This is a genomic window from Brevundimonas sp. UBA5713 (assembly GCF_002419815.1).
Classification (GTDB): Bacteria; Pseudomonadota; Alphaproteobacteria; order Caulobacterales; family Caulobacteraceae; genus Brevundimonas.
This window is the reverse complement of the sequence record NZ_DIGV01000016.1, coordinates 68,106-85,389: the sequence shown is the minus strand read 5'-3', so window position 1 is coordinate 85,389 and position 17,284 is coordinate 68,106. Positions and strand designations below refer to the sequence as shown.

At 62.2% G+C, this 17,284-nt stretch carries 22 protein-coding genes; 10 read left to right on the top strand and 12 right to left on the bottom strand.

Annotated features, from left to right (window positions below; all coding sequences use genetic code 11):
- Positions 1-12 precede the first annotated feature (12 nt).
- Complete coding sequence (locus B3B04_RS02730; protein ID WP_292039621.1) at positions 13-924, top strand: DMT family transporter; 912 nt, start codon at positions 13-15, stop codon at positions 922-924.
- Here B3B04_RS02730 and B3B04_RS02725 read toward each other — a convergent pair.
- The 3 genes from B3B04_RS02725 to coaBC are packed head-to-tail and all read right to left on the bottom strand — an operon-like array spanning position 921 to position 3,038.
- The gene (locus B3B04_RS02725) at positions 921-1,328 is read right to left on the bottom strand and encodes a BLUF domain-containing protein (protein ID WP_292039619.1); all 408 of its coding nucleotides are present in this window, start codon (positions 1,326-1,328) and stop codon (positions 921-923) included. The genes B3B04_RS02730 and B3B04_RS02725 overlap by 4 nt on opposite strands.
- Positions 1,329-1,349: 21 nt before the next feature.
- Complete coding sequence (gene dut, locus B3B04_RS02720; RefSeq protein WP_292039617.1) at positions 1,350-1,799, bottom strand: dUTP diphosphatase; 450 nt, start codon at positions 1,797-1,799, stop codon at positions 1,350-1,352.
- A 9-nt stretch (positions 1,800-1,808) separates the two neighbouring features.
- Positions 1,809-3,038, bottom strand: coding sequence for a bifunctional phosphopantothenoylcysteine decarboxylase/phosphopantothenate--cysteine ligase CoaBC (gene coaBC / locus B3B04_RS02715; RefSeq protein WP_292039616.1), 1,230 nt, complete (start codon positions 3,036-3,038; stop codon positions 1,809-1,811).
- Between the two features lie 119 nt (positions 3,039-3,157).
- Here coaBC and B3B04_RS02710 point away from each other — a divergent pair, with 119 nt between their 5' ends.
- The gene (locus tag B3B04_RS02710) at positions 3,158-3,640 is read left to right on the top strand and encodes an S-type pyocin family protein (protein ID WP_292039615.1); all 483 of its coding nucleotides are present in this window, start codon (positions 3,158-3,160) and stop codon (positions 3,638-3,640) included.
- Positions 3,641-3,643: 3 nt separating this feature from the next.
- Here B3B04_RS02710 and B3B04_RS02705 read toward each other — a convergent pair whose 3' ends face one another.
- Positions 3,644-4,507, bottom strand: coding sequence for a glutamate racemase (locus tag B3B04_RS02705; protein WP_292039613.1), 864 nt, complete (start codon positions 4,505-4,507; stop codon positions 3,644-3,646).
- Between the two features lie 118 nt (positions 4,508-4,625).
- Here B3B04_RS02705 and B3B04_RS02700 point away from each other — a divergent pair, with 118 nt between their 5' ends.
- Positions 4,626-6,797 (top strand): M3 family metallopeptidase, encoded by a 2,172-nt coding sequence (locus B3B04_RS02700; protein ID WP_292039610.1) that lies wholly within the window; start codon positions 4,626-4,628, stop codon positions 6,795-6,797.
- Between the two features lie 139 nt (positions 6,798-6,936).
- On the opposite strand, the gene B3B04_RS02695 is transcribed toward B3B04_RS02700, so the two are convergent.
- Together B3B04_RS02695 and B3B04_RS02690 are read right to left on the bottom strand one after the other, a co-directional pair.
- Positions 6,937-7,260 (bottom strand): UrcA family protein, encoded by a 324-nt coding sequence (locus B3B04_RS02695; RefSeq protein WP_292039609.1) that lies wholly within the window; start codon positions 7,258-7,260, stop codon positions 6,937-6,939.
- A 62-nt stretch (positions 7,261-7,322) separates the two neighbouring features.
- Positions 7,323-7,604 carry a UrcA family protein gene (locus tag B3B04_RS02690; protein WP_292039607.1) on the bottom strand — a complete coding sequence of 94 codons (282 nt, stop codon included), beginning with the start codon at positions 7,602-7,604 and terminating at the stop codon, positions 7,323-7,325.
- A gap of 553 nt (positions 7,605-8,157) precedes the next feature.
- On the opposite strand from B3B04_RS02690, the gene ffh reads away from it, so the two are divergent.
- The 3 genes from ffh to rimM all read left to right on the top strand — a co-directional run bounded on the left by ffh (position 8,158) and on the right by rimM (position 10,795).
- Entirely contained in the window at positions 8,158-9,678 is a 1,521-nt protein-coding gene (gene ffh, locus B3B04_RS02685) for a signal recognition particle protein (protein WP_292039605.1), read from the top strand.
- A 25-nt stretch (positions 9,679-9,703) separates the two neighbouring features.
- Positions 9,704-10,174, top strand: coding sequence for a 30S ribosomal protein S16 (gene rpsP, locus B3B04_RS02680; protein ID WP_292039604.1), 471 nt, complete (start codon positions 9,704-9,706; stop codon positions 10,172-10,174).
- Positions 10,175-10,270: 96 nt separating this feature from the next.
- On the top strand, positions 10,271-10,795 hold the full coding sequence (gene rimM, locus B3B04_RS02675) for a ribosome maturation factor RimM (protein WP_292039603.1): 525 nt from the start codon (positions 10,271-10,273) through the stop codon (positions 10,793-10,795).
- A gap of 92 nt (positions 10,796-10,887) precedes the next feature.
- Here the strand turns inward: rimM and B3B04_RS02670 are convergent, their stop codons facing one another.
- The 4 genes from B3B04_RS02670 to B3B04_RS02655 form a co-directional block, all read right to left on the bottom strand.
- The gene (locus tag B3B04_RS02670) at positions 10,888-11,061 is read right to left on the bottom strand and encodes a YegP family protein (protein WP_292039600.1); all 174 of its coding nucleotides are present in this window, start codon (positions 11,059-11,061) and stop codon (positions 10,888-10,890) included.
- Positions 11,062-11,165: 104 nt separating this feature from the next.
- Positions 11,166-12,320, bottom strand: coding sequence for a benzoate/H(+) symporter BenE family transporter (locus B3B04_RS02665; protein WP_292039598.1), 1,155 nt, complete (start codon positions 12,318-12,320; stop codon positions 11,166-11,168).
- Entirely contained in the window at positions 12,313-12,735 is a 423-nt protein-coding gene (locus B3B04_RS02660; RefSeq protein WP_292039596.1) for a DoxX family protein, read from the bottom strand. The genes B3B04_RS02665 and B3B04_RS02660 overlap by 8 nt, the downstream gene beginning before the upstream one ends.
- A 31-nt stretch (positions 12,736-12,766) precedes the next feature.
- Positions 12,767-13,582, bottom strand: a complete 816-nt coding sequence (locus tag B3B04_RS02655; RefSeq protein WP_292039594.1) for an enoyl-ACP reductase FabI — start codon at positions 13,580-13,582, stop codon at positions 12,767-12,769.
- 144 nt (positions 13,583-13,726) lie between these two features.
- Here B3B04_RS02655 and B3B04_RS02650 point away from each other — a divergent pair, with 144 nt between their 5' ends.
- Positions 13,727-14,062, top strand: a complete 336-nt coding sequence (locus tag B3B04_RS02650) for a DUF2794 domain-containing protein (protein WP_292039593.1) — start codon at positions 13,727-13,729, stop codon at positions 14,060-14,062.
- Positions 14,063-14,165: 103 nt separating this feature from the next.
- Here the strand turns inward: B3B04_RS02650 and B3B04_RS02645 are convergent, their stop codons facing one another.
- Positions 14,166-14,912, bottom strand: a complete 747-nt coding sequence (locus B3B04_RS02645; RefSeq protein WP_292039590.1) for a Bax inhibitor-1/YccA family protein — start codon at positions 14,910-14,912, stop codon at positions 14,166-14,168.
- Positions 14,913-15,036: 124 nt separating this feature from the next.
- Here B3B04_RS02645 and thpR point away from each other — a divergent pair, with 124 nt between their 5' ends.
- The 3 genes from thpR to mmcB are packed head-to-tail and all read left to right on the top strand — an operon-like array spanning position 15,037 to position 16,631.
- Positions 15,037-15,576 (top strand): RNA 2',3'-cyclic phosphodiesterase, encoded by a 540-nt coding sequence (thpR, locus tag B3B04_RS02640; RefSeq protein ID WP_292039588.1) that lies wholly within the window; start codon positions 15,037-15,039, stop codon positions 15,574-15,576.
- Positions 15,573-16,157: a GNAT family N-acetyltransferase gene (locus B3B04_RS02635; RefSeq protein ID WP_292039586.1), complete on the top strand. Its 585-nt coding sequence runs from the start codon at positions 15,573-15,575 to the stop codon at positions 16,155-16,157. Before thpR ends, B3B04_RS02635 begins: the two co-directional genes overlap by 4 nt.
- An 18-nt stretch (positions 16,158-16,175) precedes the next feature.
- Positions 16,176-16,631, top strand: a complete 456-nt coding sequence (gene mmcB / locus B3B04_RS02630) for a DNA repair putative endonuclease MmcB (RefSeq protein WP_292039583.1) — start codon at positions 16,176-16,178, stop codon at positions 16,629-16,631.
- Positions 16,632-16,729: 98 nt separating this feature from the next.
- Here the strand turns inward: mmcB and B3B04_RS02625 are convergent, their stop codons facing one another.
- On the bottom strand, positions 16,730-17,284 hold the full coding sequence (locus B3B04_RS02625) for an ActR/PrrA/RegA family redox response regulator transcription factor (RefSeq protein ID WP_292039582.1): 555 nt from the start codon (positions 17,282-17,284) through the stop codon (positions 16,730-16,732).

Below are 17,284 nucleotides of genomic sequence, written 5' to 3'. Positions count from 1 at the left end.
TACACCCCAGACATGATCCGGCAAGGCACCAGCTACGGCATGGCGCTGCGGGCCTGTTCGGCCCTCAGCTTTTCCCTGATGTATGCCCTGATGAAATGGGCGGCGTCTCTGGAGCCGGTTTCGGCGGGGGAGATGGTCTTCTACCGCTCCCTGTTCGGCCTGCCGGTTGTGCTGATCTGGATACTGAGCCAGCACAGCGGTCTGGATGCTATCAAGACCAAACGCCCCATGGTTCACGTCTGGCGTTGCGCGTTGGGCGTGTCGGGCATTCTGCTGATCTTCCAAGGCCTGCGCCTTCTGCCTTTGGCCGATGCGACCACGATCAGCTTCACCTCGCCCATCTTCGCTACCCTGCTGTCGATCGTGGTGCTGAAGGAACAGGTGGGCAAGCATCGTTGGGCCGCTATCGCGCTGGGCTTTCTCGGGGTTCTGGTCGTGTTGAGGCCGGGGCTTGAGGGGGCACCGCCTCTGGGTGGACTGCTGTTTGCGCTGGGCGGTGCCTTTGTGGCGGCGTCTGTCACCGTCACCCTGCGTCAGCTGGGCAAGACCGAAAGCGCGACCTCCATCGTCTTCTGGTTCTTCATCGCCTGCGCTGTGGTGGGCGGGCTGTTCACTCTGTTCGACAGCCATAGCCACAGTCTGAGCGTACTGGCTATTCTGGCGGCGGGCGGACTGGCAGGCGGGTTGGCGCAAATGCTGATGACCACCTCGCTGCAACACGCGCCGGTCTCGGCCTTGGCTCCGCTGGACTATCTGCAAATGGTCGGCGCGGTGATACTGGGCTGGCTGCTGCTTAGCGACGTGCCCACGGTGTTCACCCTGTGCGGAGCCGCGCTGATCGCGGGCAGCGGGCTTTATACAGCTTGGCGGGAGCAGGTGCGCCGCCGCGAGGTCAGTGCCTCTGCGCCGTCTTCCAACCTCTAGGCAGGATCGGCAACCAGTTCGAGCAGAGCGGCCCGCCACGGCGCGATACTTGCCGACGGGTTCGCCAGAAGCTTCGACAACTGGCTATGCGGCTCTCTATTCGCTGGTGGCGCGATCATGGCCCATCCAACGGTCTGTTTGCGCGAAATACGCTCACGCGCCACGACCACGATATCCTCGTGCCGCTCGTCAAAATGCAGATGAATCATCAATAGATCGAGGGCTGCAGGAGCGCCCTCCAACATTTGCACGAAATAGCCGTCCTGAAGGGTCAAAATGCCGGTAATCGACGCCTGAGCATTAAGAAAAGCAGACACCTTTACGATGTCTGCCAGTTCTTGTGCAGAGATCTCTTGCGTTAGCTTCGATCGGCTTATGTAAACCAGGCAGTCCAGCGTGTTCATGACAGTGAGTGTGGAATAGGATTATCGTCCTGTCGAGCCAAACCCGCCTTCACCACGCTCTGTTTTGTCCAAATTTTCAACACATTCTATAAAGGCTTGTTCGTGGCGGGCGATGACCATTTGCGCAATGCGCTCGCCGCGACGGATTTCGAACGGCACCTGACCGTGATTGATCAGGATAACACCCAGTTCGCCACGATAGTCGCTGTCGATGGTGCCCGGCGAGTTCAGCGTCGTGACGCCATGCTTCAGGGCCAGCCCGGAGCGCGGTCGCACCTGCGCCTCATAGCCCGGCTCCAGCGCAATTTTCAGGCCGGTCGGCACCAGTGCGCGGGCCCCCGGCTCCAGTATCATCACCTCATCGGCACCGATGGCGGCGCGCAGGTCCATGCCCGCCGAGCCGGGGGTCTCATAAGCGGGAAGGGCCAGTCCCTCTGCGTGCGGCAGGGGCAGGATACGAAGCGTGGTCATTGAGGAAACTCAGGCCTTGAAATGGTCGGCGATGCGCTGGGCCAGCTTGCGGGCGACGTCGGTCTTGGACTGACGCTCCCAGGTCTCGCTGCCTTGGCGGGTGAACAGGGTGACGGCATTGCCGTCCGATCCAAAAACGTCGTCGGACACATCATTGCCCACGATCCAGTCACAGCCCTTGCGCGACAGCTTGGCGCGGGCGTTGTCTTCCAGGTCCGACGTCTCGGCGGCAAAGCCGACCACCAGTTTGGGGCGCACCGATCCGGACTTGGATACCGATGCCAGAATGTCGGGGTTTTCGATCAAATGCAGGGCAGGCGGCCCGCCGGGAGCCTTTTTGATCTTTCCGGTGGCCACGCCGTCCACGCGCCAGTCGGCGACGGCGGCGCTCATCACGGCAATGTCGACGGGCGATGCATTCAGCTCGGTCTCGACGGCGGCTTTCATTTCGGTCGCGGCCTCGACCTCGACGCGGCGCACGCCCTGCGGAGTGTTGAGGAAAACGGGCCCTGACACCAAAACCACCTCGGCACCCAGATCGGCCAGGGCGGCGGCGATCGCATAGCCCTGCTTGCCGCTGGATCGGTTGGTCAGGCCGCGCACCGGATCGATCGGCTCGAATGTCGGGCCTGCTGTCACGACGGCGCGACGGCCAGCCAGCGGGCGCGATCCCGCCCCGATCAGACGGTCAATGGCCTGAAGTATAACGGCAGGCTCGGCCATACGGCCAAAGCCATACTCGCCGCACGCCATCTCGCCCTCATCGGGACCGACAAAGGCACCCTGATGAAAGCCGGTAAAACTCTTGAGTGTCGCCACATTGGCCTGAACAGCCGGATGCTCCCACATCCGCACATTCATCGCCGGTGCCCAAAGGGTCTTTTTATCGGTGGCCAACAGGGTCGTGGAAGCCAGATCGTCGGCCATGCCATTGGCGGCCTTAGCGATCAGGCCTGCCGTGGCCGGAGCCACCACCACAAGATCGGCCCAGCGTGACAGCTCGATATGGCCCATGGCGGTCTCGTCCTCGGGCATGAACAGGTCTTGCCGGACAGGGTGACCGCTCAGCGCTGCCAGCGACATGGGCGTAACAAACTCTGCGCCGGACTTGGTCAGCAGGGTCATGACCTCGCCCCCTGCCTTGCGGATCAGGCGGACAAGTTCAAGGGCCTTATAGGCGGCAATGCCCCCGCCAATGATCAGCAGGACGCGACGGCCGGAGAGGTGAGCGGTGGTCATGGTGCATCTGTACCGTTCGACATGGCCGCCGTCGAGATGACCCCCGCGCGCTTGTCAGCCCGTCCGAACAAATATAACTGCGTTATGTAAATAACACCGGGGGTGACATGAGGCGTTTTGTGGGGCGAACTGTCACGGGCCTGTTGATGGCGGGGGTGCTGCTGGCAGGGTGCGGTAACGGCGGATCAGCGGTCGAGACCCGCTCGCGCGATGCCGAGCCTGTCTCGCTGCCCTCGGCTGAAAGTACGGCCCCGATCGAGGTCGCGCCGACTGAAACCCTGAAGGCTCCCGCCAAGGCTGCCACGGTTCTCACCGGCAACCGGCGCGAGACGGCCAGCGACAAGGCCATCCGCCTGTTTGAGCGCAATGGTGCCGACTTCGGAGCCAAGGACCCCGAGGACTTTCTCAGAAAGGTCGAGGCCTTCACCAAGGCGCCCCCGCCGGACGCCGAAATTGTCCAGCGTCCCAATGGCGATGTGCTGATCTATCAGGCCAGCTCCAACACCTTTGCGGTGCTCGATCGGAAAGGCGTGGTGCGCACCATGTTCAAGCCGTCCAGCGGACAGGACTACTGGCAAAACCAGAAGGCCCTTATCCGCTAGGCGTTAAGCGGCGTCGAAGGTCAGCGGCGCGCCCCAGAAGCGGGCGATCAGGTCCGACTGCGGCCCCGGCTGGCCGGTGGTCAGGAAGGTGCGGCGCCCACTGTTGCCCAGATCATATTCCGGATGGCGCTTGAAATAGCGCTCCAGACTGTCGGCCACGGCGGCGGGCTGGCTGATCACCTGAACCCCTTCGGGCAGGGCCTCGGCAAACAGGTCGGCGACGATTTCATAGTGGGTGCAGCCCAAAATGGCTTTGTCGGGGTGGCGGCCAATACGGCGGCGCAGGGCATCGACGTGGTCGCCGACCACCACGCGCAGCTCTTCTTCCGGCGCACCCAGCTCGATCAGACCGGCCAGACCGGGGCAGGGCTCGGTGAAGACCGCCAGATCTTCGCGGCGCTTGTCGATTTCGATTTCGTAGACGCGGCTCATAGCCGTCGCGGCCGTGCAAAACACGCCGGTGATGTCGATGGCTTCTTTCTTCTCGCCTTCCAGACGGCCCTCGCGCTCGGCCTCGAACGACCACGGCAGGCCGGTGGCCGCTTCGATGGTGGGCACAATAATGCCCAGCACATTGACCGGACGACCCAGCTCTTCGCGCAAGGTCGGGATCCATGTTTGCTGCAGGCGACGCAGGGCAATGGCCGAGGCGGTGTTACATGCCAGCACGACAACGGACGCGCCTGCGCGGAACAGGGTCTCGCATCCGGCACGCGTCAGTTCGACGATATCCTCGCCGCCGCGCCCACCATACGGCGCATGGGCCTGATCGCCCAAATAGATGAAGTCCTGTGCCGGAAAGCGCGACACAAGTTCACGGTGGACCGTCAGTCCGCCCACGCCGGAGTCAAAAACACCAATAGCCATACTGTCGCGTTTAGACCCCAAGGGTTTCGCCGTCCATCACTTCGCATTACACCTCTGGGAAGAAACGTCGAAGTTGTAGGCTTCGACGGGCGAAACAACCAAGGCTGGGAGAAACCGGATGCATAGACGCCATCTTCTTATCGGGGGCGCGAGCCTGTTTGCACTGGGGGGCTGCGCTGCAGCTGGTGCCGATATGGGCGGGGCTATCAGCCAAGCCGCTTCGGCCAATGAAATCGCAGTCGCCCGCGATGTCCTGCCGAACACGGCACCGCGCGCCGAACTGCTGCAGGCCTGGACCGGCCCGTACGAAGGCGTGCCGCCGTGGGATAAGGTGACCCCGGCCAAGCTGCGCGAAGCCATCCTTGAAGGCATCGAACTGCGCCGCGCCGAAATCAACGCCATCGCAAACAATCCCGAACCGGCGACCTTCGCCAACACCTCGGTGGCCATGCAGCTGGCAGGCGAGCCGCTTGGCCGCGCCATGGCCCTGTTCGGCGTAATGACCGGAAACATCGGCACGCCGGAATACCGCGCCCTGCAAAGCGAGCTGTCGCCCCTGCTGTCGGCAGCCAGCGACGAAACCACCTTTAACGAAGCTCTTTTCGCACGCATCAAGCATGTCCACGACACGGCCGCCTCTGCCGGTCTGAGTGCCGAGCAGGCCCGCATTGCCGAGCGTTCCTACAACAGCTTCGTGCGTAACGGCGCGGCGCTGGATGCGGCAGGCAAGGCCGAACTGGGTCGCATCAACACGGCCCTGTCGAACGCCTTTACCAGCTTCGGCCAAAAGGTGGTCGAAGACGAAAAAACCTACATCCACATCTCTGACGAAGCCCAATTGGCGGGCCTGTCGGCAGGTGACAAGGCCGCCGCAGCGGCGGCTGCGCGCGCCAACAACCTGACGGGTTGGGCGATCACCAACACCCGCTCCAGCGTCGATCCGTTCCTGTCGTTCGGCGATGACCGCGCCATGCGCGAAAAGGTCTGGCGTGCGTTTGTGAACCGCGGTGACAACGGCGATGCCAATGACACCAACGCCACCATCGCCGAGATCGTGTCGCTGCGTCAGCAGCGTGCCCGCCTGCTGGGCTTCACCAACCACGCCGAATGGCGCATGCAGGACACCATGGCCAAGACCCCTGCGGCGGCTATGGAGCTGATGGAGCGCGTCTGGGCACCGGCTAAGGCCCGCGTGGCCGAGGAAGTCGCCGACATGAAGGCGATTGCCGGTCACGACATCGAGCCGTGGGACTATCTGTACTACGCCGAGAAGGTCCGTAAGGCGAAGTACGACCTCGACCAGAACGAGATCAAACCCTACCTCGAACTGAACAACGTCAAGCGCGGCGCCTTCTACATGGCCGAACGCCTGTACGGCTTCACCTTCCACAAGATCACCGACGGTTCGGTGCCGGTGTTCCATCCGGACGTCGAGGTGTTCGAGGTCAAGAACAAGTCTGACGGCTCGCATGTCGGCCTGTTCTATTCGGACGACTTCGCCCGTCCGGGCAAGCGTTCGGGCGCATGGGCGACCACCTACCGTTCCTATTCGTCGTTTGACGGCGAGAAGAACGTTCTGGCCTCGAACAACAACAACTTCATCAAGGCCCCGTCAGGCCCGCTGCTGATCTCGCTGGACGACGCCGAGACCCTGTTCCACGAGTTCGGCCACGCGCTGCACTCGCTGTCGTCCCAGGTCCGTTATCCGGCGCTGGCCGGTACCCCGCGCGACTATGTGGAATATCCGTCGCAGGTGCACGAGCACTGGGTGCTGACCCGTCCGATCATTGAAGGCTTCCTGAAGCACGTCGAGACCGGCCAGCCCATGCCGCAGGCTCTGGTCGAGAAGATCGAGTCCGCTTCGACCTTCAATCAGGGCTATGCCACGGTGTCCTATCTGTCTTCGGCCCTGGTCGATATGGATCTGCACACCCAGGCCACCCCGCCGACCGACATCGACGCCTTCGAGCGTGAATCTCTGGCACGCTTTGGCATGCCCAAGGAGATTGTGATGCGTCACCGTCTGCCGCACTTCAATCACCTGTTCACCTCGGACGCCTATTCGGCAGGCTATTACTCCTACCTGTGGTCCGAAGTGATGGACGCCGATACCTGGGCCTATTTCGAAGAGTCCGGTGACGTGTTCAATCCGGAGATCGGTGCCAAATACAAGGCCATCATCCTGGCCGAGGGCAACTCGACCGACCGCGCCGAGGCCTATCGTCGCTTCCGCGGCCGCAACCCGGATGTGACGGCCCTGCTCAAGGTCCGCGGCTTCCCGACCAACTGATCGGACGGCTAAAAGCCAGACCTAAAAGAAGCGCCGCATTCCTTGATGGAATGCGGCGCTTTGCACTTGGGGGTTCAACATCAGAACTCTACGCAACGCCTACTCTCACTGGGTACGCCGACTAAAAGTATAGGGGGGCTTAGCCCTCGTTCAGGCCGTGGGCTACTGCTGCCTGGCGTACCTCTGTGGCAGGCTCAATGGCCTTGGCGTCTTGATAAGCCAGGCGGACCGGCTCGGGCAGTCGTTCCATAGCCTCGGCGTACACCGCATTGCGGCACTGGCTTTGCTGAATGCCGCGCAAGCCAGCGCACAGGGTGCGGGCGGCGCGGTTGACGCGGGCGTCAAAACGGGCGGCCCCCGCTTCGGTATGGATATTTTCGACCTTGATGGCCACGGGCGCCTGGGCGTGGGCAGCACCGGCGATAGCCATGATGGCGGCCGAGAGGCAAAGCGTTCTCAACATTTCGGATTGTCCTTCGAGCGGCTGATGCGATCAGCGCGTGTGTGGGGTGAAGGCGGCGCGGCTCAGCGCGCTTGACGCGACTGTTTCCAGCGGGTGAAGGCGGCGCGGTCATCGTCTGACAGCTGGTTGACCGCCTCAGCCATGATTTCAGAGCGGCAGCCCGGTTGCTGGGCCGGTGTCAAGCCGCGGCACAGACGCAGCGAGGCAGTGCGCACGTCACGATCGAATTTCATCTTGCCAGCGGGCGATTGCAGATCGCCGACAATGATAACGGAGGAGGTATGGGCTTGGGCCGCACCTGCCGTCAGGCAGAGTGCGACAAGGGCGCAGGCAACTTTCTTCATTTGAATGGCCTTCAGGCTGATAAGGATTGGAGGAGCACTGAGGGCAATACTGCGCAGCTCAATCTGGAAAACTGTCGTTCGGTCAGTGTCCGAAATCGGGCAAAGCAATAATTTTTCTTATGTTTTCAGTTATTTAGTGAACACCCTGTAACCTTCCTGTGTGTGGCGGTAATGTGGGCATTGATAAGCGATACGGTCATGCGAAGGTGCCGCTCGACCCGCCGTGCAAGAGCGTCGACACCCTGAGTCGACATTTGCTTGCAGATGAGGCATAAGCCCCCACTTCCGGCGCAAGTGAAACTCGCGTCTCCACCTGCACGACAGCTTTGTCGAGTGTGCTACCGCGCTTTGCGCTACTTGAGCACGGCCCTTCGGGCACTCAAGATCCGCAAGCGCCGCTTGTCCCTTCGGGGCTCAAGTAGGCCGACCGGCCGATAGCCCCACTCAATAAAGAACGAGGCAGGCGAGAACCCTCTGTCGACGTGTTACGTCCACAGAGGCCGTTGTCGTATGGAGCCGATCTCGCTGTCCCGCCATGGATTTGAGGTTTTGAATGTTTGATGCTCTGAACGAGCGGCTGTCAGGCGTATTCGACCGGATCACCGGTCGTGGCGCCCTGTCCGAAAAGGACGTCGAAGAAGCCCTGCGCGAAGTCCGCGTAGCCCTTCTCGAGGCCGACGTTGCTCTGCCGGTCGTCAAGGACTTCATCAGCCGCGCCAAGGCCCAAGCCACCGGCGAAGAAGTGATCCGCTCGGTGAAGCCGGCCGATCAGGTCATCAAGATCGTCTATGACGGCCTTGTGGAAATGCTGGGCGGCGAAGAGCCGGTCCCGCTGAACACCAATGCCACCCCGCCTGCGGTCATCCTGATGGCCGGTCTGCAAGGCTCGGGTAAGACCACCACCTCGGCCAAGCTGGCCCTGCGTCTGACCAAGTTCGACCGCAAAAAGGTGATGATGGCCTCGCTGGACACCCGTCGTCCGGCCGCCATGGAACAATTGGCCACTCTGGGCCAACAGATCGAAGTCGCGACCCTGCCGATCGTGGCCGGTGAAAGCGCCGTCCAGATCACCCGCCGCGCCTTGCAATCGGCAAAGCTGCAGGGCTTTGACGTTCTGATCCTCGACACCGCCGGCCGTATCACGCTTGACGAAGCGCTGATGAACGAAGTCGCCGAAGTGGCCGACATCGCCAAGCCGATCGAAACCCTGCTGGTGGCCGACAGCCTGACCGGTCAGGATGCCGTGCGTACCGCATCGGCCTTTAACGAGCGTCTGCCGCTGACGGGTCTGGTTCTGACCCGTGCCGACGGTGACGGTCGTGGCGGTGCCATGCTGTCCATGCGCGCCGTGACCGGCCTGCCGATCAAATATCTCGGTGCCGGTGAAAAGGTCGACGAGCTGGACGTCTTTGACGCCCGTCGTGTGGCTGGCCGTATCCTCGGCCAAGGCGACATCGTCGCCCTGGTGGAAAAGGCCGCGGGCGAGCTGGATCAGGCCAAGGCCGAGAAGATGGCCCGCAAGCTGGCCAAGGGTCAGTTTGACCTCGACGATCTGGCGGCCCAACTGGGCCAGATGAAGAAGATGGGCGGTCTGCAGGGCATTATGGGCCTGCTGCCGGGCGTGGCCAAACTCAAGAACCAGATGGCCGAGAGCAATGTCTCGGACAAGCTGATCGATCGCCAGCTGGCCGTCATCTCCTCGATGACCAAGGCCGAGCGCAAAAAACCCGACATCCTCAACGCCAGCCGCAAGAAGCGTATCGCTGCGGGTGCCGGCGTCGAGGTTCAGGACATCAACCGTCTGCTGAAACAGCACCGGCAGATGGCCGACATGGTCAAGTCGCTGTCCAAGGGCGGTGGCAAGAACCTGCAAAAGATGGCTGCCATGATGGGCGGTCTGCCCGGCATGGGCGGCGGCGGTCCGGATATGGCCCGCCTGAAAGCACTGGGCGGCGGCAAGATGCCCGAACCCAGCGCAGACGAATTGAAAGCCCTTCAGGACCGCATGGCCGGCCTGGGTGGCGGACAACTTCCGGGGGGGCTTCCGGGTCTACCGGGCTTCCCCAAAAAATAACTGACTTTCCTAGAAAGAGACTAAAATGCTGAAGATCCGTCTGGCCCGTGGTGGCTCCAAGAAGCGTCCTTACTACCACATCGTCATCGCCGACGCCCGTTCGCCGCGCGACGGTAAGTTCCTCGAGAAGGTTGGCTCGTACAACCCGATGCTGCCGAAGGACGGCGCGACCCCGCGCGTCTCGCTGAAGGTCGAGCGCATCGCTGAATGGCTGGGCAAGGGCGCTCAGCCGACCGACCGCGTCGCTCGCTTCCTGTCGCAAGACGAAGTGCTGGGCGAAAAGGTCAAGTGGGTCCAGGGCAACAACCCGAACAAGGGCACCCCGGGCAAGAAGGCTCAAGAGCGCGCTGCTGAACGTGCTCAACGCGAAGCTGACCGTCTGGAAGCCGAAGCTGCTGCCAAGGCTGAAGCCGCTGCTGCTGCTGAAGCTGCCGCTGCTCCGGCTGAAGAAGCTCCGGCTGCCGAGGCTGCTGCTGAAGAAGCCACCGAAGCCTAAGTCTTTCACAGTTCACACTGTGTCTGAGGGAAGGGCAGCGTCCGCAAGGGCGCTGCTTTTCTGCTATGAGGGCCACAGTTTGATGAGGAGCCCACGTTGAGCGGCGACAACTATATTCTGGTGGCCCAGATCGGCGGCGCCTTTGGCGTGCGCGGCGAGGTCAAGATCACGGCCTACACGGCGGATGCCCAGTCCCTGCTGGACTATTCCCCTCTGCTGGATGCCAAGGGGCAACCCGCGCTGACCATCATCTCGGCGCGTCCGGACAAACACGGTCTGGTCGCCAAGGTGAAAGAGCTGACGACCAAGGAGGAGGCTGATGCCGCCCGTGGGCGCAAACTCTACATCCACCGTGACCAGTTGCCCGAACCGGATGAAGACGAGTTTTACCTGACCGACCTGATCGGACTGGAAGGCCGCGATCCGGACGGTACTGTGATCGGCAAGGTCAAGTCGGTGCAAAACTTCGGTGCCGACGACATGCTGGAAATCACGCCTGCCGAGGGTGGACCGACCTGGTATCTGCCCTTCACCAAGGCGGCCACGCCCGAGATCCACGTCAGCGAAGGCTGGCTGCGCATCGTCAAGCCGACCGAAGTCAGCGAACGCGACGAAGACTGATCGTCGCCAAGCTTTGAGATATGAAAAGGGCGCGTGACCGGCCGGTCGCGCGCCCTTCGTCTTGAAATGGGTGTCGCAGAGCGATCCTGCGCTCAGACCTCTTCGGTCGGCGCATCGACCACATATTTCTTGATCGATTCAATAGCGCGCTTGGCTCCGGACTTGTCCGAATAGCCCTCGGTCGAGAAAATGACCTCGGAATTGTATTTGAAACGGACGCGGTATTCGCCGGCCTTGTCCTGATAGACTTCGAATTTGTGAGCCATGTTTGCCTCGCAGAAAGGGCCGCCATCCGGCCAAGGCAAAGCTGCCACGCGGGGCCGTGATTTGAAAACCGCGTAAATGTAAAATTGTTGTCAGGGCCTGATTTTCAGGTCCGACGCAAAATAACCAGCGCGGCAAAGCCTGCCAGCAAGCCCCAGAATGCGGACCCGATACCCGCGAGGGCCAGCCCCGAGGCCGTGACGCAGAAGGTGAGCACGCCGGCTTCGCGGCCTGACTGATCGTCCATCATGGAGCTGAGGGCTCCGATGAGAGGGGCCAGCAGGGCAATCCCTGTCACAGCCGCCAGCACGTGGGTGGGCATGCCGATGAACAGACCGGCCAGCGGCGCAGCAAACACCGCCACCAGCAGATAAAGCAGGCCATAGATCACCCCGACCCGCCATCGCTGGCTATGGTCCGGATGGGCCTCGGGGTTGGTGCATATGGCGGCAGTGATGGCGGCCAGATTGATCCCGTGGCTTCCGAACGGCGCGGCCATGGTGCTGGCGGCACCGGTCCAGAAGATCAGGCGGTTCGCGGGCGGCTCATATCCCGCAGCCCTCAGTACGACGAGACCGGGGAGGTTCTGCGAGGCGAGCGTGACAAGATACAGAGGTATGGCCAATCCTATGACCGCCTTCATGTCAAAGACGGGCATTACCGGAGCGAGTTGGCCAAGCAGAAGCCCGCCTTCGGGCAGGGTCAGTTGGCCGCGCCATATCAGCACGCCGAAAGCCAACACCAGTACGGCGGGCAGTGCCCATCTGGCTGCGTATCGGCGCATCACGAAATAGGAGCCAACCAGCCCGCCAATCAGGGGCAAGTCCGTCGGTGCCGCTGCAAACAGTTTCAGACAGAAAGGCAGAAGAACGCCCGCCAGCATCCCCGAGGCAATACCGGGCGGAATACGCGCCGCCAGCCTGCCCAGAACCGGCACCATGCCGGTGATGACCATAAGAATCGCAGCCACGACGAAGGCACCGATAGCGGAGGGCCAGTCATACCCCGCCTGTGCCGCCGCCAGCAGGGCGGCGCCGGGTGTCGACCACGCCAGAACAACGGGTATCTTCAAACGCCAGCTTAGCACGGCACCGGGGATACCGATGCCGAGCGCGAGGGCGGCCAACATGGAGATGATCTGGGACGGCGTTGCCCCCAGGGTTTGTCCAGACTGAACGACGAGAGCGACGGTCCCGCCAAATCCGATAGCGACCGCAACGAGGGCCGCGGCAAAGGAGGCGGGAGGAGCAAACCTAGGCACGAACAGGCGACCGCCTCTTGATCAGATGATCCAATGAAACCCGCCCTGCGCCGCCCGAGGCAAGGCTTAGGCCGATAAAGATCAAGATGGCGGGTGGGAAAAGCTGTCGGAAATCCTGACCCACACCCAGTAAAAGCACGACGGCTACGGTGAAGTTTATAGCCAGCACCAGTCCGGCCCATCGGGTCCACAAGCCCGGTATCAACAGTGCCCCGATGGCGAACTGTGCCCACACCGACAGGGGCGCGGCCAAGGCGGGCATAGGACAACGGATGCCGGTCAGAAACTGTTCGAACTCGTCCATCCGAGCGCTTGAAACGATATTGTCCCACACGCCGTAAATCAGGAACGCCCCGAGGAAGAGCCGCAGCGCCAGCAGCGTCAGATCGTGAAAACCGGACCATCTACCTTGCACTGAAACCTCCCTCCCCGGGGCGGGGTCTGATTTAGACCTCCATGTCGTCCGGAAGACCCACAGCGTGGAAGCCGGCATCGACGTGAACCACTTCACCGGTGGTGGAGCGGCCCAGATCGGAGGTCAGCCACAGGGCAGCGCCCGCGACGCCTTCCATCGAGGTCTCTTCCTTGATCAGCGAGAACTGGGCCGACTTGGAGTGCAGGCCACGGCCACCCGAGATACCGGCCAGCGACAGGGTGCGCATGGCACCCGCCGAGATGGCGTTGACGCGGATGTTCTTCGGACCGAGGTCACGGGCGATGTAGCGGGTGGCGGCTTCGAGGCCAGCCTTGGCGACGCCCATGGTGTTGTAGTTCGGGATCACGCGTTCCGAACCCAGATAGGTCAGGGTGATCATCGAGCCGCCGTTCGGCATCAGCTCTGCCGAGCGACGGGCCACGTCCACGAAGCTGTAGACCGAGATGTTCATGGCCAGCAGGAAGCTGTCGCGGGTGGTGTTGTCGACGAACGAGCCTTGCAGTTCGTTCTTGTTGGCGAAGGCGACCGAGTGGACGACGAAGTCGATCTCGCCGAAGGTTTCCTTCAGAGCGGCAAAGGCGGCGTCCATCGAGGCATCGTCGGACACGTCGCACGGGATGATGGCCTTGGCACCCACGCTTTCGGCCAGCGGACGCACGCGGCGCTCCAGGCTTTCGCCCAGATAGGTGAAGGCCAGTTCCGCACCCTGAGCCGCCAGCTGCGAGGCGATGCCCCAGGCGATCGAGTTGGAGTTGGCAACGCCCATGATCAGGCCCTTCTTGCCCTTCATCAGCTCGCCCTTAGGCATATCCCAGCCGTCAGCCATGGTGTGTCTCCTAGAAACCAAATCTGTTGTCCGTCTTTTGGACGCGCCCGCCCGCACTGACAAGACGCAGGGTCAAGATTGCCATGATGTCCTTGAAACAACCGCGGGGCTGGTTTGCGGGCCAAGGGGCACTAGATTGAAAATATGACCTTTGATCTTTCAGCCGAGACGTCGCTGGCCGGCCCCGTCTTCTGGGACCGGCGCGAACTGGACCAGTTGCTGCGCGTCTATGGCCGCATGGTCTCTCAGGGCGAGTGGCGCGACTATTCTATGGCGGGCCTTAAGGATGTGGCCGAGTTCGCCGTCTTTCGTCGCCACGGCGATGCGCCCGTCTATCGCGTGGAAAAGCGCCCGTCCTTACGCCTGAAACAGGGCCAGTATGCGGTGATCGGCGAGGGTGGCCTTGTGCTGAAACGCGGTCGCGAACTGGCGCAGGTCCTGAAGGTCTTCGACAGTCGCAAGTTCACCGTCGTGGAATGAAAAAAGCCCCCGCCATCCGGCGGGGGCTTTCTCGCATCAGGATCTCAGCGCGCTCAAGTCGGCGGCGACCGTGTCGCCGCCATAGCGCACTAGGATGCCTCTACTATTCACGCTGGCCCATGAAGGCGAGCAGGAACTGGAACAGGTTGATGAAGTTGATGAACAGGCTCAGGGCACCGAAGCCGGTGGCCACGCCCAGCGCTTGCTGGTCGCCGCCCAGAGCGTAGTAGGTCATCTTCAGGCGCTGGGTGTCATAGGCGATCAGACCCGAGAAGATCAGTACGCCTGCACCCGAGATGATCAGGTACATGATGCCCGACTGCATGAAGATGTTCACGACCGAGGCAATGATCAGGCCGATCACACCCATGATCAGGAAGGTACCCATGCCGGTCAGGTCCTTCTTGGTGGTGTAGCCGAACAGGCTCAGACCACCGAAGGCAGCGGCCGTCACGAAGAAGGTCGAAGCCAGCGAACCGCCGGTATAGCGCAGGAACAGAACGCCCAGACCGGCACCGATGGTGGCGACCACCGCCCAGTACAGAATGTTCACGCCGCGCGCGGTCGGGTTCTTCATGAAGAACATGGAACCGAACAGCATCACCAGCGGCGAGAACTGGATGATCATACCCAGCAGGGTCATGCCGATGCGGCCGTCCGGCATGCGGGTGAAGAGCAGTTGCTGAACCGCCGGCACATTGCCAGTGATGTAGGCTAGGGCACCTGCAACAACCAGACCGATGGCCAGCTTGTTATAGACGCCGAGCATAAAGGCGCGCAGGCCGGCATCGACGGACATGTCCGCCGACTGCGGGACAGGGCGCGCATAGCCGTTGTTGAAGTCGCTCATCGCGAAATTCGTCTCCCAAATGGTCGGAGTATGCCGACCTTGCCCGAAATATCGGGTCAGCCAGCCTCCTATGCAAGGAAAACCCGTCTTTAAGTCGTGCGTTCCAGCCGCTACCAACAGTCGCATGCTCAGATTGTTCACCGCACTGCACGTCCCCGAACACATCGCCGATACGCTGGCACGCCGTCAGACCGGACTGCCGGGTGCCAAATGGCGTCCGCTGGAACAGTTGCACATCACCCTGGCTTTTTACGGCGAGGCTACCGAGCGTCAGGCCGATGATCTGGCCTCGGAGTTGGTACGAGCCGAAGGCCGCGGCGCGTTTGATGTGGAACTGAACGGGGTAGGGGCCTTTGGCGACAACCACCAGAGCCAGACCCTGTGGGCGGGGGTTAAGCCCAATGAGGCGCTGAGCCAGCTGGCTGCGCGGTGCAAGTCGGCGGGCGCGCGCGCGGGCCTGCCGCCCGAGCGGCGCGAATACCGCCCGCATGTGACCCTGGCCTATCTGAAACCCCATACCGACACGAACAGGATCGGGGCTTGGATGACAGGGCACAACCTGCTCCAGTCGCCACCCATCAGGTTCGATACGTTTGGCCTCTATTCCAGCGTCCTGACCCGCGACGGCAGCGTCTATACTCTGGAGAGGGAATATTATCTGTGACGCCTTGGACCGGAACCACTGAAACCCGCGTCGGGCCCACCCTCGAGACCGGACGACTGATCCTGCGTCCGCCGACACTGGAAGACTTTCCGCGCTGGTGCGAACTGCTGGCTGACGAAGAGGCCAGCCAATTCATCGGTGGTGTCCAGTCCAAACACCAGGTCTGGCGCACAATGGCGACGGTCGTCGGTATGTGGGCGCTTCACGGCGAGGGCATGTTCTCGGTGCTGGACAAGCAGACAGGCCTGTGGCTGGGCCGGATCGGGCCGCTGCACCCTTATGGATGGCCCGGCCGCGAGGTAGGCTGGAGCCTGCACCCCGACGCCCATGGCAAGGGCTATGCGCTCGAAGCCGCCATCGCCACCATCGACTATGCTTTTGACGTGCTGGGTTGGAGTGATGTGATCCACTGCATCGATCCCCGAAACACACCGTCCGAAAAGGTCGCTGAAAAGCTGGGCTCCTATAATCAGGGGCCAAAGCCGCTGCCGGTCCCTTTCCATGAGCTGACCTGCAACATCTGGGGTCAGACCAAGGCCGAATGGCAGATCAACCGCGCGCGTCTTGTAACCGGAACATAGGCGGAACATAATGCGGGCATGGCGTCCGCATCCGTCCCTGCAATCGAACTCGGCTTCACCCGCCCCGAAGTGACGCACGCGGTCACGCGCGGCGCGGCCAAGCTGTTGGCCGACATGGGCTATGCGCCGTTGATGGAGGTGCGGCTGCCCAACGGACGGCGCGCCGATGTGCTAGCGCTGGGCCGTAAGGGCGAGATCATCATTGTGGAGGTGAAGTCCGGCATCGACGACTATCGCGTCGATCGCAAATGGCACGAGTACGCGCCCTATTGCGATGCCTTCTATTTCGCTGTCGCCCCTGAATTTCCCGAAGGCGTGCTGCCGCAAGAACCGGGACTGATCTATGCCGACCGTTTCGGTGGGGCCGTCATACGCGACGCGGCACCAGAGCCTCTGGCTGCTGCCCGCCGAAAAGCCATGCTGATCGCCTTCGGCAGGCTAAGCGCCTTCAGGATGGCGCGGGCTGAGGTGTAGGGATCGCAGGAAAGGCTTTAAGCCCTCAAGCAGCGAGTGTCCGTGACGTGAGCGTTAGGGCGTAAAGCCTCGTTCGACGCTATATGCGTCGAACCAGATCAACGAGGCGCGCGCTTGGCCAGAATCCGTTGCAGCGTACGGCGGTGCATGCCGAGGCGACGCGCGGTCTCTGAAACGTTCTGGTCGCACAGTTCGAACACGCGCTGGATATGCTCCCAACGCACGCGGTCGGCGCTCATGGGGTTTTCGGGCGGCTCGGGCGCTTCGCCGGACGACAGCAGGGCCTTGACCACGTCGTCTGCATCGGCGGGCTTTTGCAGATAGTCCACCGCACCAGCCTTTACAGCGGCCACGGCGGTGGCAATCGCGCCATAGCCGGTCAGCATGACGATGCGGGCATCGTCGCGACGGTCGCGGATGGCCTCCACAATCTTCAGTCCGTTACCGTCTTCCAGTCTCATGTCCAGCACGGCGAAGGCCGGCAGGTTCTGGCGCAGAGCCTCCATGGCCTCGGCCAGAGACGCTGCGAGGGTCACCTGAAATCCGCGGCTTTCCAGAGCGCGGCCCAAACGGGTCCGCAGCGCCTGATCGTCGTCTAACAACAGCAGGCTCTTGTCGGACAGGGCAGCGATCTGGATCTCGAGTTCGGACAT

What these genes read in the sequence shown, in the direction of transcription:
- B3B04_RS02730 (WP_292039621.1), top strand. Translation starts at nt 13, where the DNA reads ATGATCCGGCAAGGCACCAGCTACGGCATGGCGCTGCGGGCCTGTTCG.
- B3B04_RS02725 (WP_292039619.1), bottom strand. Translation starts at nt 1,328, where the DNA reads ATGAACACGCTGGACTGCCTGGTTTACATAAGCCGATCGAAGCTAACG.
- dut (WP_292039617.1), bottom strand. Translation starts at nt 1,799, where the DNA reads ATGACCACGCTTCGTATCCTGCCCCTGCCGCACGCAGAGGGACTGGCC.
- coaBC (WP_292039616.1), bottom strand. Translation starts at nt 3,038, where the DNA reads ATGACCACCGCTCACCTCTCCGGCCGTCGCGTCCTGCTGATCATTGGC.
- B3B04_RS02705 (WP_292039613.1), bottom strand. Translation starts at nt 4,507, where the DNA reads ATGGCTATTGGTGTTTTTGACTCCGGCGTGGGCGGACTGACGGTCCAC.
- B3B04_RS02700 (WP_292039610.1), top strand. Translation starts at nt 4,626, where the DNA reads ATGCATAGACGCCATCTTCTTATCGGGGGCGCGAGCCTGTTTGCACTG.
- B3B04_RS02695 (WP_292039609.1), bottom strand. Translation starts at nt 7,260, where the DNA reads ATGTTGAGAACGCTTTGCCTCTCGGCCGCCATCATGGCTATCGCCGGT.
- B3B04_RS02690 (WP_292039607.1), bottom strand. Translation starts at nt 7,604, where the DNA reads ATGAAGAAAGTTGCCTGCGCCCTTGTCGCACTCTGCCTGACGGCAGGT.
- ffh (WP_292039605.1), top strand. Translation starts at nt 8,158, where the DNA reads ATGTTTGATGCTCTGAACGAGCGGCTGTCAGGCGTATTCGACCGGATC.
- rpsP (WP_292039604.1), top strand. Translation starts at nt 9,704, where the DNA reads ATGCTGAAGATCCGTCTGGCCCGTGGTGGCTCCAAGAAGCGTCCTTAC.
- B3B04_RS02670 (WP_292039600.1), bottom strand. Translation starts at nt 11,061, where the DNA reads ATGGCTCACAAATTCGAAGTCTATCAGGACAAGGCCGGCGAATACCGC.
- B3B04_RS02655 (WP_292039594.1), bottom strand. Translation starts at nt 13,582, where the DNA reads ATGGCTGACGGCTGGGATATGCCTAAGGGCGAGCTGATGAAGGGCAAG.
- B3B04_RS02650 (WP_292039593.1), top strand. Translation starts at nt 13,727, where the DNA reads ATGACCTTTGATCTTTCAGCCGAGACGTCGCTGGCCGGCCCCGTCTTC.
- B3B04_RS02645 (WP_292039590.1), bottom strand. Translation starts at nt 14,912, where the DNA reads ATGAGCGACTTCAACAACGGCTATGCGCGCCCTGTCCCGCAGTCGGCG.
- thpR (WP_292039588.1), top strand. Translation starts at nt 15,037, where the DNA reads ATGCTCAGATTGTTCACCGCACTGCACGTCCCCGAACACATCGCCGAT.
- mmcB (WP_292039583.1), top strand. Translation starts at nt 16,176, where the DNA reads ATGGCGTCCGCATCCGTCCCTGCAATCGAACTCGGCTTCACCCGCCCC.
- B3B04_RS02625 (WP_292039582.1), bottom strand. Translation starts at nt 17,284, where the DNA reads ATGTCCGAACTCGAGATCCAGATCGCTGCCCTGTCCGACAAGAGCCTG.